Genomic DNA, 14,286 nt, shown 5'->3' with positions numbered 1-14,286 from the left:
AAAACCGGGTTGGATTAGTCACTTTCAGGCCGGTATATTAAAGCTACACAATGCGCGGCAATGCCTTCTTCCCGGCCTACAAAACCAAGGTGCTCCGAAGTGGTTGCTTTGATGGATATATCTTCTTCCAAAATATTCATGACCTTGCTCAGGCAGGTTTTCATTTCCGGAATGTGCGGATTTAATTTTGGTTTTTGAAGGACAATGGTCACATCCACGTTGCCGACTTCATAACCTTTTACACGTATCATATCTAAAACTTTGGCAAGCAATACTTTGCTGTCGGCACCCTTCCACTGCGGATCCGTATCGGAAAAATGATAGCCGATGTTGCGCATATTGGCAGCACCCAGTAATGCATCGCAGAGAACGTGGCAAACCACGTCGGCATCCGAGTGGCCCTTTGCTCCGTGTGTGTGGGGGATTAAAATGCCGCCAAGCCAGAAAGGCCGGTCTTCTACGAGCTGATGAACGTCATAACCTTGTCCTATTCGAAAGGGAAACATGCGAAATCTGATTAATAAATAGTAGACGCAAGTTGGTGATTGAAATCGTGAAAGACAACAGTGGGTGGGTTTTCTATCCGATTTTCTCAGCCGGTTTTATTCACTGCAAGGAGGCTGGCGCAAGGAGACCGGTCGGACGGTTTTTTTACCGTCCGACCGGTAATAAAAAAACGATAGCCTGAATGTGACGCATTTATTACATAGATAAAGCATATCATAAAAAAAACCTGTAATCCAAAATAGCAAAGCTATCCTGCATTACAGGTTTTTTTTATGATATCAGCACTTATCGCTGCCGGGACATAATTTCTGTTTTTAACTTTTCGATTTCTTCCTGCTGGCTGGAAGTTTTAAAATAATAATACAAGCCGGCAATTAAGAATATTTTCGACAACACAAAGACCGCAATGAAGGCCGGACGCCACCATTTATGCACTTTGATGTACGTGTCATTAACCTCAATATCAAGGAAATCGTCTTTCTTTTCAGCATCGACCGGGATATCATAAAAGGTATGTGCACCAGCCTTTTGAATCTCAGTTTTGGCGGTGCGCAGCTGGATAAGTTCTCGGACGGCCGCCGGTGGCGGAACAGCATTGTGAAGAAAATAACCCTGTATTTTTTTTTCAAAATCAACCAGGTAATCAGCGAATCCTGAACTGGTCAGAATCCTCTGGTTTACGTCGTGCTGCTCTTCCTCAGTGGCTAGTCCCAACACATAAGACTCCAGAATACCACTTTCAATAAATTCTTGAGTATTCAAATTTTACAAATTAAGAGTGAGGGAAAGATTTGAAAAAATCATGAAATGCTTTCAGCACTTCTGATTTTGAAATATGTAATTTTTCGGCCACCTCTTCCGGTGAAAATCCCTGCCTAAAGGCAAGGTCAAAAATAAGTTCTGGGGTGCTCTCCTGCGAAATGTTCGTTTGTTCGGTGCTGACTGTGCCGATGGTCATCAGTTTTCTTTTGGCCTCCACTGCCTTGGCCCGTGCCAGTTTTATCACACAAACGGCAAACGTAAACGGGTAACTGTTGCAGGACTGTAAAAGTGGCGAAGAAAATACATTGACAAGCACTTCCTGGGCCAGATTAGGTTGTGGAACTATTTGTAAAATAATTCCGTATGCCATGGCGCCATATTTGTCGTAGACTTCCAGAGATGTTAGTGGGCCTGATGGTTTCGATACAGACTGGTGACCAGAATTATCATTTAAACGTTCAAGTTCATTCATATTACGCTGTTTTTAGCGGATAGAGATTTTAGGGTAAGGTTTGTCTTTGATGATTAAGGCAAAGAGAATCAAATCTTTATACGGGTGAGAAAATATTGTTTTGGTACTGTTGATCGTTACTTTTGATTATAAATCATATCAAGGCTAAATTAAAAAGTTCTATTGATATATCATTATTTAATTCGTCAATTTTACAATTAATATTAATAAATGCGACAGCCTTTGATTTAAAGGTAATTTATAAAATCAAAAGTAGTTCTACAAAAATTGCACTTATTCTATTTATTGTCGATAGAATTTTGTTTTTATTACGAAAATAGTTGCTAAAATACCTTCGCAACCGCCTGATGATTAACTTTGCGGGATGAAAAACGAAATTGCAGTTATCTTTGATATGGACGGTGTTATTGTCCATACCAACCCATATCACTCCAGGGCCTTCCGGGAGTTTTTTTCTGTCCGTAACCTGGCTCCCACCGACGACGAGTTTGCACAGCATATGTTCGGGAAGAGTAACAGTTATATCCTGACTCATTTTTTACAGCGTAAAATCGAAGGAGAGGAACTACGTCTGCTAGAAGATGAAAAGGAGAGCTTGTTCCGTAAGATTTACGAACCTTTCATAGGTCCGATTGCAGGAATCATCCCATTCATTGATGATTTGTATCAAAATGGTGCGAAACTTGGTGTGGCTACGTCCGCTCCGTCGGCCAATCTTGATCTGATTTTAAGCAAAATTCCATTGCGTAAAAAAATGGGCTCCGTGCTGGCCAGTGAACACGTGAAAAAACATAAACCTGATCCGGAGGTTTATCTGACCTCAGCGAAAAATCTGGGGTTAAGTCCTGATCAGTGTGTTGTTTTCGAGGATTCGTTTTCAGGGGTATCTGCCGCCTTAAACGCCGGAATGAAAGTCGTGGGTGTGCTTACTTCGCATACGGAAGACGAGTTGCCACCGTGTAATTTTTATATCAGCGATTACACGGAATTATCGTTTGCGAAGATTAAAGCACTGTTTTGATAGAGAAGGCAAGTTTTTTGAATAATAAAGAAGTCAAGACTGGGTGTCCCCGTTTTTAAAACGGGACACCCAGTCTTGACTTCTTGCTTCTTTTCTCCCAAAGTTTGCCAAATGAGATTGATTCAATTTACAAAGTAGTCGTATCCCGCACCTGGGCATCAAACGCGCCGGTTAATACCTGTCCGTTCCTTTTAACCTGAAAAAATATCCTGTAACGACCGCTTTTCGGGAATGAATAGGGGAATGAGATCCGATTGCCGTGTTCCATATTATTCATCGCGCTGCCGTCGGTTTTGTACATCCCCATCTCTGTCATTAATAGCTCTTCTCTTTCCAGCGTCGACATGTTTTTTAATTTGTCAAGATAACGATCAATGCTGTCGCGGAAAACTTTGGGTGACGGACGTTTTATTAATCTGGTCGTATCACTTAACCGGTTTTTTAGCGTTTGTTCGGCCGCCATGGCAAATGTTCCGGTAGGATGTAAATGGATATAAACGGAGCCGTCGGAGCGCAATACCGCCACGTGCCCCATCATACCCAGATAAGGCTCCGGAAAAGTCGGTGTTCCGTCCGGATTGAAAACTTCAAAATTGAGCAGATAAGGCTTTCCTGCTTCCAGCGGGCGGTCCGGTTTGCCTTCCCATATGGCATAAGAACTATCTTTAAAAACGGTTTTCGTTCCCGGTTTTCCGCAAATGACAACGTTGTCGTCAATCGGGATTTTTCCCGGCGAATTCAGTGCATCTGTGATCACATAAGTATCTTCTTCCGCCGTTTTTTTCAAATTAGCATTTTTCAAAACATGTTCGGGAATATCCAAGGTATCGACGATCGTTTCAGCAAAGCCGGAATATTGTACGATATCAGCATAAACAAGATATTTTCCCGCCGGTAAATTCGGCAGATATGATTGAAAAGTCGTGCTGTCCTTTCTTTCGGGATGTATATGCGCAAAGGCGTCCAGGCCAGGCGTGCGCACCAGAAATACGTGCATCAGTTTTCCGTGATCAGGAATCAGTGTGCTTAGCATGCTGCCTCTTTTCCGGTCCTCCCACTTTGTTGTATCAATTTTCAGTTGAAAAACCCGCTGATCTCCGTCCTGTTGAATACTGGAAAAACCCGTTATTGGTTTGTACATGAACTCCTTGTATTCGTCCGCCCAGCTATTCCACCAGCTGCTTCCGCCATAAAGAATAAGTCCGCATACCAATGTTGCGATTCCCATATTGACCCCGCGTTTTCTTTTTTGTCTGGCAGACAACACCTCGCCCGGGCGTAAAATACCGTCGCTGACACTGGCGCCAATGGCGGTGATCATGAGTAAGAAAAGCAGAAGTCCCAAAATACTCAGCCCGATGCCAAGACTTTTCGGCATTGCTCTCTGGGCGGTGGAAACAGCGGCGATCGGCACGATGAATTCACCTTTTCCCTCTTTTCCCGAGATCTGGATCTGTACGCTCGACGATCCTCTTTCCATCAGCCAGATATCTCCCTGAAATTGTCCTGGCTGCTCTTTAACAGGCTGAATTTCGTCGGAAGAAGGGGCCCCCTTGTCACCGGACCGGAAATAGATTGGCCGTACGAATATTTTTTCTGCGTTACCCGTTTCTACAAAAACAGTGATTTTCGCCGTTCCGGGAATAACGTCAGGTGGTTTTACGTCAATTAAAACTTTATACGGACCGGCTTGTCCCTGCATCAGTACACCCGAGCTGCCAACGTGTGCGCTGGCGTTCTGGATCGTGATAAGAACTAGAATAAGAAGATAGATTAGCTTTTTCATCGTTGAATTTTGTTCATCCAGTTTCCCCATTTGAGACCGATACGTGTGGAAATCAGGCAGACGACCCATGCGATACCCATTCCTTTTAACCGTTCAGGCATCGTTTCCAGTGCCCACGGCGGGAATTTGTAACGGAATTCCCAGTTAGGATTGCTGCCGAAGTACCAGTAATGACTGCCGAAAAACCAATTTCTGGCATAAGGCGATTCAACCAGAAATGTGCCGGCATTCCATTGGGCAAGAAAAAATACGATTAGAAAGCTTGTCCCGAGAATCAAGGTTAGCATCCAGTCATTCAGGTAGGCGTAACGGTTTCGAAGTATGTCCGTAACAAAGGCAGGTAGGATCAGTAAAAGCGGAAATTTGAATCCCTGATAATGGTCGATATGGTGAATGATCGGGCCAAGCTTTGGTTCAGCCGGAAACAAAGGAATGATCCAGAGTGTTACGAGAAGCAAAATACTGTATACAGCCGTAACCGCGGTGATCGTCCATTTGTTTTTGACAGCCTTTCCCAAAGCGATCAGAAAAAGCGGAAACACGGCACTTGCGACAACATAGAATCCTGATTGATGCATTTCCCGGTTTCCGAGATTCTCTGAAAGAAGGGTAAACCACATGGTTAATAAAAATCCTGCTGAAAGTGCGAAAAGCCAGAACAGGACCTTATTGAGCATTTTCTTCCGGGCTGTTGTTCCGTTAAAAAACAGTTTAACATGATTTTTTAATGAGATCACGCTGACCATCGCGCCAAACTGAACACTGATAATACCCAGCGCCAGCACCGTATGGGGCGGTGAAAGAATCGTTATGTCAAGTCCGTAGGTGTTATGCCACCAATCGTCAAAAGGGGCGGAGGTTAACATAGCCAAAGCACCCCAAACACAAAACAGTGCACCTAATGAGCTGTAAAAGAAGCCCCAGACTTTAACGCTTTTTGTCTTTTCGACGGGATTACCCCAAAATGTAGTCCGTAATATTTCATAACCTGAAAATAAACCCGATACAATGGCGCCGAGATAAATGATCAAATGCGGGGGAGATAAAAGTCCGTCACGTCCGATGCTCATGTGCCAGCAGATATCCCAGATTAAGCCGGTAATGACGCAAAATGATGAAAAGACGGTCGCATAAACGTAGCGCGGGATTTCAGCGCTGCTTCCATGCAAAGGAATGACACGGCCGGGAGGCACCGTTGGCGGACTTATCGTAGTTTCCATTTATTTAAAGGGTTTTTGAGGGGTAACGCGAACAGAAACGGTTTGTCATATCAATGATAGTAAGCCGCTGTTTCTGATATACTTGAAAGATGCAGATGCTGTACTACTACTTGACTAACACAATGATAATTATTTTTAAAACGGGCGCATAGCCTTGACGAATCGTCCTTTAAAATAGGTTGAGAAAAGATTGTCTTCGCGAACGCCTTTTGATGTTGAAGCATGGATGAAAAAAATCTCCTGTTGGTTGCGTACGTCCGTAACAATTCCTGCGTGGGATACGTAACCTTCTTTGCCGGCTTCGGGGACGAAAAACACCCAGTCGCCCGGACGGATTTCCTGGATACTGCCAACTTCGGTCCCAAACTCGGATTGCTGCCAGGATATCCGGGGCACCTTTACTCCGATTTCTGAATAAACCGAGCAGATCAGCCCAGAGCAATCGATGCCGCTTTTGTCATTGCCGCCAGAACGATAAGGAGTACCCGAATAGGTTCTGGCAACTTCCACAACCTGAGGTATTTCTTTGGCATAATTGCCTGAAGTGCGCGAGTAGGTTGGTCTTGCCGGTTGGTTATTGGCCGGGCGTCGTGTTGGTGCGGAGCCGGGTTTTCTGTTGGCAGTGGTATTGGGTCTGCGGGACTGCGCCGTTGGTGCCGGTTTTTTGCGCAGCGTGTCGCAGGAAAATAAGGTGACGGTTAAAACGAAAAGGCAAATCGTTGTGGCTAATGAAAAGGAAATCTGCTTCTTCATGTATTAATTTTGTTGATTTACAAAAGCGGTAAAACTGGATTTTTGACCGATCGGGTATGCCGGAACACCCATTTTTTCTGCATGTTCCCGCCTTTATCACGTACAAATAACGACACTTCCTTTAAAAATTGTAGAGCCAGCCTCGGAAAAGGTGAGAAAGAATTATTTAAGGCGTTGAGCTTCAAATTTCATTCATGATTTCGCAGATGAAAAAATGAATGAAATATTATGTGGCTGTGTGCTTTGTCAGTAGTTTTGTCTTTGTTCAGGCCAATGCCCCGCGTGGATCCTGACATTGTTATCTATAAATCTCAAATCATTTTTAATGAAAATTATTTGTGTAGGCCGTAATTACACGGAACATATTGAAGAACTTAATAACGCTCGGCCCGATGCTCCGGTGATTTTCCTGAAACCGGAAACTGCCCAGGTCCGTGCCGGAGAGCCGTTTTTTTACCCTGATTTTTCGAAAGATATTCACCACGAAGTGGAGCTGGTTGTTAAAATAAACCGGGTTGGAAAAAATATCGAAGAGCGTTTTGCACATAAATATTATGACGAAATAGGCGTTGGAATTGATTTTACCGCCCGTGACCTGCAATCGGAGCTGAAAAGCAAAGGTTTGCCATGGGAACTTGCCAAGGCATTTAACGGCTCTGCGCCCGTTTCGGAATTTGTACCAATTTCTGACTTTGAAGACATTCAGAACATCAATTTTAGTCTGGAAGTGAATGGGGAAACGCGCCAGAGCGGAAATTCTTCCATGATGTTATACCGTATCAATTACCTGATTTCCTTTGTTTCAAAATATTTTATGCTGAAAAAAGGGGATCTGATTTTTACAGGTACTCCGAAAGGGGTTTCTTCGGTACAGATCGGAGATCGTTTGACAGCTTATATTGAAGGTAAAAAACTTTTGGAATTAGCAGTGCGGTAGAGGGAAGTTCATTTATCAGGATTTAAGTTCATGCAATATAACAATCTGGTTATCAGACATACCGGTTTATTACTTTTATTTTCTTTGTGCTGTATTTTTTCGGTTTCAGCACAAAAGCAATCTTATCCCAAAGGATATTATCAATTTCCGATCAGACCCGGACTTTCCAATTCGCTTGCGGGCGTGCTGGGCGATTTACGCAGTAATCACTTTCACGCAGGGGTAGACATACGTACGCAGCAAGTGGAAGGTTTGCCGGTCTATGCAGCGGCCGAGGGATATGTTTTCAAAGTGGCCGTGCAGCGCAGCGGATATGGGAATGTAATCTATCTCCGACATCCGAACGGGCAAACGACCGTTTACGGACATTTACAAAAATTCAGCGATTCGCTTGCTGCTTATGTGAGAAGTGAACAGTACAAAAAGCAGACTTTTGAAATCGATTTGTTCCCGGAGCCGGGTAAATATGCTTTCAGAAAAGGACAGTTAATTGCCCTTTCAGGAAATACAGGTGGGTCGGCCGGACCGCATTTGCATTTTGAAATCCGAGATGCGCAGGATAATTATCTGAATCCGTTGTTTTTTGGTTTCAGTGAAATAAAAGACGTAACGCCTCCAAAATTTGTCAGTCTGGCCGTTCGTCCGATGGATATCAACACCAGAGTAAATGGCAGGTTTGACAGGCAGACTTATACACCGGTTCGTCAGAAAGACGGTTCGTTCCGGATTCCGGGTACGGTTACCGCCACCGGAACTGTGGGACTGGAATTGCTCGCCCACGATATGATGACCGGGACCGGCTTCCGGTATGGTTTGCAATGCGTGGAAATCAAGATGGATGATGAGGAAGTTTTTGCCTACAACATGGAGGTTTTCCCGAATGCTGCAACGCGTGATTACAATAACCTGATCGATTACGAAACGGAACAGGAAACCGGCCAGCGCTATCTCAGATGTTACGTGCCGGATGGAAACCAGTTTGATCTGTATAAAACGGGCGCTTATAAAGGAAAAATTTTTATCAATGACACACTGACGCATGAAGTCAAAATCAAGGTTTTTGACTCTTATGAGAATTCTTCTTTGCTGACATTTAGCATCAAAGGAGAAGCTGCCAATCCGCCTTTGCCTGTTTATGATGTTGAAGTCAAACCTGAATGGATACAGACGGAGATCGTGGGCAACACGCTGAAAGTTCGCGCGAAATATTATCGGAGTTCCCTGCCGCTGGCTACCTTTTTCGTGGCTGGTAAAGAGGTTAAAAAGGTACCGGATTTATATGAAAATGAGTCGGCGGTATTTCTTGCTGATTTGAGACAGTATATTCCTGATTCGGTTCGGATTGGAAATACTACGGCCCGGACCTATTTAAGGACGAAGATTGCGCCGGGTAAAATGGCAGTGTATAAGTCAGACCGCTGGTCGGTAAATTTTGAGGCGACCAGTTTGTTTGACACGCTGTATCTGACGGGCCAGCAGAATTACAACGCGCTGACCATTAATGACAAAGGAACCGCACTCCGGGATTATGTAACGGTCACGTTCCGACCGGAAGAAACACCGGCTAATAAGGAAAGAAGCGGAATTTACCGGTATTCCGGATATAGTTACAGGTTTATCGGAGGGCAATGGAAAGGCGATGAAATCACTTTCAAAACGCGGGAACTCGGAACGTTTGTAGTGCAAACCGATACAATTCCGCCAAGGGTTCGACTGGTTGAGCACAGCAAAAAGCGAATCCGGGCTTATATCAGCGACGGCATGTCCGGCATTGATCGTTTCAGGGCATTGATCAACGGAGAATGGATATTGATGAACTACGAAGCAAAAACAGGATATATCTGGTCTGAAAAAATGGATGCGTCCCAACTTTTTGAAGGAGAACTCACGCTTGAAATTACAGACGGCGCCGGAAATAGTACTATCTTGCAGACGGATTTGGTCGAATTGGTTTCTACACCCAAAAAACGAAAAAGAAAATAAATATGGCTCTTCAGATTGGCGATCCCGCACCGGAAATTTTAGCAAAAGATCAAAGTGGCAATGAAGTAAAACTGTCTGACTACAAAGGGAAAAAGGTTATTTTGTACTTTTATCCCAAAGACGATACACCCGGTTGTACTGCCCAGGCATGTAACCTTAGGGATAATTATGGTGCGCTTTTGGATAAAGGTTATGCCGTGTTAGGCGTAAGCGTTGATGATGAAAAGTCGCATCTGAAGTTCATCAAAAAATTTGATCTTCCCTTTCCATTGCTGGCTGATACTGACCATGCGATCGTTGAGGCGTATGATGTTTGGGTAGAAAAAAACATGTATGGCAGAACTTATATGGGGACAGCACGCACAACTTTCGTCATAGATGAAAATGGTGTTATTTCTGAAATTATTCAGAAAGTGGATACTAAAAACCATACTGATCAAATTTTGAGTAAAAATGACTAATTAAAAGTCATCCATTACTGGTTTTTAATCCGTAATTCGCATCGCGTTTATGATGTAAATCATGGGAGAAGCGCCGAAATGCTTTGTCCACTTGTATTACACTCCAAAAAATAATAATAATAAAATCGAGAAATGGAAATTGAACAATTAGAAAAAGTAGCAGCACAAGTTCGCCGGGATATCGTTCGCATGGTACATGGCTGCCAGTCGGGGCATCCGGGAGGATCTTTGGGTTGTACTGATTTATTAGTAGCGTTGTATTTCGAACGCATGAAACTGAATGAAAAGGGCGGCAAAGTCGTTTTTGAAATGGATGGGCAGGGTGAAGATTTGTTCTTCCTTTCTAATGGCCACATTTCTCCTTTGTTGTACAGCGTTTTAGCCCGCAGAGGATATTTCCCTGTGGCGGAAATGGCAACATTCCGTAAACTTAATTCAAGACTTCAGGGACACCCGACACCGCATGAGCATCTGGAAGGTATTCGTATCGCTTCCGGTTCATTGGGACAAGGGATGTCTGTGGCGATCGGAGCGGCACTTTCCAAGAAACTTAATAATGATAATAGTCTTGTTTACGTCCTGATGGGCGACGGCGAGCAGCAGGAAGGTCAGGTTTGGGAAGCAGCGATGTTTGCTCCTCACCACAAAGTAGACAACCTGATTGCAATCGTTGATTTAAACGGTCAGCAAATCGACGGACCTACTGCGAAAGTAATGGACAACCGTGATCTTGCCGCTAAATATGAAGCATTTGGATGGGAAGTAATGACGGTGGAAGAAGGTAACGATATGGCTTCGGTTGTAAAAGGACTTTACGAAGCGAAAAGCAAGGCAGGACATGCCAAGCCGGTGATGATCATCCTGCACACAGGCATGGGTTATGGCGTAGATTTCATGATGGGAAGCCACAAATGGCACGGTGTTGCGCCAAATGACGAGCAATTGGCAGCAGCATTGGCTCAGTTGGAAGAGTCGATGGGGGATTATTGATAAGGCAGTCAGCTTTCGGCTGTCAGCAATCAGCTTGCAGTTTAGATAATTTGTTACCTGATAAGTGAAAATAAAGAAGCTACATATTAAGAATTTCAAATCTCTAGTCGATCTCGAAATCGTCGAGCCAAATCCCTTTACGGTATTTGTCGGCGCGAATGGGGTAGGGAAGTCGAATATTTTTGAGGCTTTGGAGTTTTTTCTCTGGAGTGAGGAATTAGATAGATTAAGAACTTTTGGCTCGGCTGAAAATATCCAAAACAAAAGTATTGATGATCTATATGGAAAGTTCATAATACAATCAGATGAATTTAGTTTAAATACAAAGGTCAAGTATTACTATTCCGATGAATTTGCTGAGGAGGGGTCTCTTAATTCGTTTGACAGAAAGGATATATTTAGAAAAATTTCTAGGTCATTTTCGAGGTATTTTGTTGGTAAAGTAGATTACCAGAAAATTAATTATTCGGATTCATCGAAACTAAATTTTGCTTGCACTAATCTTGAAAAAGTTTTGAAACGCTTATTGCAAGAAGAGAATGAAGAACTTACAGAATATCTTCAACTTTTCGTTCCGGAGTTTGAAAAAGTAGAAATTCACTCTGATAACATCGGTGGAACAGACACTCTTTTGATTTATGAAAAAGGTTCGAAAAAGCCTTTCAATAAAAACCTAATTTCCGACGGAACATACAATATCCTTTGTCTATTAACCGCAGTTTATCAATCGGATGAACCTCAATTTCTTTGCATTGAAGAACCTGAGAATGGTCTTAATCCTTTTGTCATAAAAGAATTGGTGACTTTATTTAGAAATGCTTGTGAAGAAAAGGGACACTATATCTGGTTAAATACGCATTCTCAATCATTGGTTGAGGCGTTGACGCCGGATGAAATTATTTTGGTTGATAAAGTAAACGGCGAGACAAAGATTAAACAGACAAAGGGTATGAACCTTCATGGCTTACCAACTGACGAAGCCTGGCTTTCGGGCGCTTTGGGAGGAGGAACGCCGTGGTGAAAATTGGGTTTATAACGGAAGGGCATACCGAAAAGATCATTTTAAAATCGGATGGTTTTCAGGAATATCTCAAAGTTCATAACCTCGAATTTGTACACGAAGTAATCGTAGCAGGAAGCAAAGACAATCTTACCCGCGATAAAGTAGAAAGTAATGTCAGGATATTAAGGGATAAAGGTGCCGAAATTATTTTGATATTAAGGGATCTTGATGATTGTCAGAGTATTGAAGAAGCAAGAACGAAAATTATGTCGGATGACGATATTGTAAAAGTAATTGCTATTCAGGCTATTGAGTCATGGTTTCTGGCGGACACGGATACCCTGGGTAAAATATTAGAATCAAAAGATTTCTATTTTGATAAACCCGAGGAGGAAATGTCCCCTTTCGAGACGTTAAAAGGATTACGTCTTCATTATACCAAAAGAGGTATTGGGGATAAGAAAGTTTTTGCAAGAATTATGATTAGCAATGGGTTCACAATTAGAAATGCTTCCGGGCATCCGGATTGTCCCAGCGCAAAATATTTTACAAATAAATTAGAGTCTTTAACAGTCATTAATTAAGAATTCGCAAATAAATTCATAATGAAAAAATACACCTTCACCGAAAAAAAAGATACCCGTTCAGGCTTTGGTGCCGGAATGCATGAACTTGGTCAGAAGAACCCTAACGTGGTTGCACTTTGTGCTGACCTTGTTGGCTCTTTGAAACTTGAACCTTTCATTAAAGAAAATCCTGAAAGATTCGTTCAGTGCGGTATCTCTGAGGCAAACATGATCAGCGTTTCAGCTGGTTTGACCATCGGTGGTAAAATTCCTTTTGCAACTACTTTTGCCAACTTCGCTACGGGCCGTGTTTATGACCAGATCCGTCAGAGCGTTGCTTATTCAGGCAAAAACGTAAAAATATGTGCTTCGCACGCGGGTCTTACTTTGGGAGAAGATGGTGCAACACACCAAATCCTTGAAGATATCGGAATGATGAAAATGCTTCCGGGTATGACTGTAATCAATCCTTGCGATTACAACCAGACTAAAGCTGCGACGATCGCTATCGCTGATTACGAAGGACCGGTTTATCTTCGTTTCGGACGCCCTGTTATTCCAATTTTCACTGACGCTGATCAGAAATTCGAAATCGGAAAGGCATGGATGGTAAGTGGAGGAACTGATGTAAGTATCTTCGCAACAGGCCACATGGTTTGGGAAGCAATCCAGGCTGGTGAGCAATTGGAAGCAGAAGGTATCAGTGCTGAAATTATCAATATCCACACCATCAAACCACTTGATGAAGAAGCGATTCTTAAATCTATCGCGAAAACACGTTGTGCAGTTACGGCTGAGGAACACAACCGTCTGGGCGGATTGGGCGATAGCGTTGCGCAGGTAATTGTTAAAAATGACCTGGTTCCTCAGGAATATGTTGCTGTCAACGACAGCTTCGGTGAAAGTGGAACACCGGCACAATTGATGGAAAAATACGGCTTGACGGCTGCTGACATCGTTGCTGCTGCAAAACGTGCCATTGCCCGTAAAAAATAATATGAACGGCATGGTAAATTAAAGTAGCCATGGGAACCGGAATGCCTTTGAGTCTTGTATCTAAGTAAGATAACGTTCTGCTTATGTACAAGACTCAAATTTTATTTGCCCTGGACAAAAAAATAGACTATTATTGATTCTTTAGAGTAGAATCGATAACCACCGTTGTATTTTGAAAAGGTAGAATCAATTTCGATTTGGCCTTTTATGAAACAATCAGACTAGGACTGAGTATTAAATGTCTGACGAAGAATTATTAGCTTTATTTGAAAACCCCGAAACGCGGAGAAACGCTTTCAATCAACTGGTGCGTAAGTACCAGCAAAAGGTGTATTGGCTGGTGCGGAAAATGGTGGTCGACCATGATGACGCTAATGATATCACACAGGATGTGTTTATAAAAGCATGGACGGCGCTGGATAATTTTAGAAGAGACTCAAAATTTTATACCTGGTTATACCGCATTGCAAGCAACGAGGCGATTAACTTTTTGAATAAAAAACGCAAGCGGTTTTTCGTGCCTATTTATGATGTTGAAAATGAATTAAGTGAAAAGCTGGAAGCGGATCCGTTGGTAAGCGGGGATGTAATTCAATTAAAGCTGCAAAAGGCGCTATTGAAATTACCGGAAAAACAGCGGCTCGTATTTAACCTTAAATACTATGAGGAGCTGCCTTATGATGAGATATCAGAGATTACGGGTACGTCGGTAGGCGCGTTAAAAGCATCGTATCACTGGGCCGTAAAAAAAATAGAAGACTTTTTAAACGAAACAGATTAAACCATTTGTAAGTCGTTAAGTCAAAGATTAGTAAGACAAAGAAACACG

General features: G+C 42.9%; 15 protein-coding genes. 9 read left to right on the top strand and 6 right to left on the bottom strand.

Annotated elements, in window-relative coordinates; genetic code table 11:
- Nucleotides 1-14: 14 nt before the first annotated feature.
- The 3 genes from ispF to RB622_RS14615 all read right to left on the bottom strand — a co-directional run bounded on the left by ispF (nucleotide 15) and on the right by RB622_RS14615 (nucleotide 1,741).
- Entirely contained in the window at nucleotides 15-506 is a 492-nt protein-coding gene (gene ispF, locus RB622_RS14625; RefSeq protein WP_308047305.1) for a 2-C-methyl-D-erythritol 2,4-cyclodiphosphate synthase, read from the bottom strand.
- Nucleotides 507-792: 286 nt separating this feature from the next.
- A complete protein-coding gene (locus RB622_RS14620; RefSeq protein ID WP_308047304.1) occupies nucleotides 793-1,269 on the bottom strand; it encodes a hypothetical protein in 477 nt (158 codons plus the stop codon).
- 10 nt (nucleotides 1,270-1,279) lie between these two features.
- Nucleotides 1,280-1,741 (bottom strand): hypothetical protein, encoded by a 462-nt coding sequence (locus RB622_RS14615; protein ID WP_308047303.1) that lies wholly within the window; start codon nucleotides 1,739-1,741, stop codon nucleotides 1,280-1,282.
- A gap of 364 nt (nucleotides 1,742-2,105) precedes the next feature.
- Between RB622_RS14615 and RB622_RS14610 the strand changes: the two genes are divergently transcribed.
- Nucleotides 2,106-2,762 carry an HAD family phosphatase gene (locus RB622_RS14610; RefSeq protein ID WP_308047302.1) on the top strand — a complete coding sequence of 219 codons (657 nt, stop codon included), beginning with the start codon at nucleotides 2,106-2,108 and terminating at the stop codon, nucleotides 2,760-2,762.
- 127 nt (nucleotides 2,763-2,889) lie between these two features.
- Here the strand turns inward: RB622_RS14610 and RB622_RS14605 are convergent, their stop codons facing one another.
- The 3 genes from RB622_RS14605 to RB622_RS14595 all read right to left on the bottom strand — a co-directional run bounded on the left by RB622_RS14605 (nucleotide 2,890) and on the right by RB622_RS14595 (nucleotide 6,521).
- A complete protein-coding gene (locus RB622_RS14605) occupies nucleotides 2,890-4,548 on the bottom strand; it encodes a hypothetical protein (RefSeq protein ID WP_308047301.1) in 1,659 nt (552 codons plus the stop codon).
- Complete coding sequence (locus RB622_RS14600) at nucleotides 4,545-5,768, bottom strand: hypothetical protein (RefSeq protein ID WP_308047300.1); 1,224 nt, start codon at nucleotides 5,766-5,768, stop codon at nucleotides 4,545-4,547. Before RB622_RS14600 ends, RB622_RS14605 begins: the two co-directional genes overlap by 4 nt.
- A 135-nt stretch (nucleotides 5,769-5,903) precedes the next feature.
- Nucleotides 5,904-6,521, bottom strand: a complete 618-nt coding sequence (locus RB622_RS14595) for a C40 family peptidase (protein WP_308047299.1) — start codon at nucleotides 6,519-6,521, stop codon at nucleotides 5,904-5,906.
- Nucleotides 6,522-6,846: 325 nt separating this feature from the next.
- Here RB622_RS14595 and RB622_RS14590 point away from each other — a divergent pair, with 325 nt between their 5' ends.
- The 8 genes from RB622_RS14590 to RB622_RS14555 all read left to right on the top strand — a co-directional run bounded on the left by RB622_RS14590 (nucleotide 6,847) and on the right by RB622_RS14555 (nucleotide 14,238).
- Nucleotides 6,847-7,458: a fumarylacetoacetate hydrolase family protein gene (locus RB622_RS14590; RefSeq protein WP_308047298.1), complete on the top strand. Its 612-nt coding sequence runs from the start codon at nucleotides 6,847-6,849 to the stop codon at nucleotides 7,456-7,458.
- 30 nt (nucleotides 7,459-7,488) lie between these two features.
- Nucleotides 7,489-9,441 (top strand): M23 family metallopeptidase, encoded by a 1,953-nt coding sequence (locus RB622_RS14585; RefSeq protein ID WP_308047297.1) that lies wholly within the window; start codon nucleotides 7,489-7,491, stop codon nucleotides 9,439-9,441.
- Nucleotides 9,442-9,443: 2 nt separating this feature from the next.
- On the top strand, nucleotides 9,444-9,902 hold the full coding sequence (gene bcp, locus RB622_RS14580; protein ID WP_308047296.1) for a thioredoxin-dependent thiol peroxidase: 459 nt from the start codon (nucleotides 9,444-9,446) through the stop codon (nucleotides 9,900-9,902).
- 132 nt (nucleotides 9,903-10,034) lie between these two features.
- On the top strand, nucleotides 10,035-10,892 hold the full coding sequence (locus RB622_RS14575; RefSeq protein WP_308047295.1) for a transketolase: 858 nt from the start codon (nucleotides 10,035-10,037) through the stop codon (nucleotides 10,890-10,892).
- A gap of 64 nt (nucleotides 10,893-10,956) precedes the next feature.
- Entirely contained in the window at nucleotides 10,957-11,913 is a 957-nt protein-coding gene (locus tag RB622_RS14570) for an AAA family ATPase (RefSeq protein ID WP_308047294.1), read from the top strand.
- Nucleotides 11,907-12,479: a hypothetical protein gene (locus tag RB622_RS14565; protein ID WP_308047293.1), complete on the top strand. Its 573-nt coding sequence runs from the start codon at nucleotides 11,907-11,909 to the stop codon at nucleotides 12,477-12,479. Before RB622_RS14570 ends, RB622_RS14565 begins: the two co-directional genes overlap by 7 nt.
- Nucleotides 12,480-12,500: 21 nt before the next feature.
- On the top strand, nucleotides 12,501-13,457 hold the full coding sequence (locus RB622_RS14560; RefSeq protein ID WP_308047292.1) for a transketolase C-terminal domain-containing protein: 957 nt from the start codon (nucleotides 12,501-12,503) through the stop codon (nucleotides 13,455-13,457).
- Between the two features lie 238 nt (nucleotides 13,458-13,695).
- Nucleotides 13,696-14,238: a sigma-70 family RNA polymerase sigma factor gene (locus RB622_RS14555; protein ID WP_308047291.1), complete on the top strand. Its 543-nt coding sequence runs from the start codon at nucleotides 13,696-13,698 to the stop codon at nucleotides 14,236-14,238.
- Nucleotides 14,239-14,286: the final 48 nt, after the last annotated feature.

The organism is Dyadobacter sp. LHD-138 (assembly GCF_030929615.1).
Classification (GTDB): Bacteria; Bacteroidota; Bacteroidia; order Cytophagales; family Spirosomataceae; genus Dyadobacter.
The sequence above is the reverse complement of the archived record's forward strand: the minus strand, read 5'-3'. Positions and strand labels throughout refer to the sequence as shown.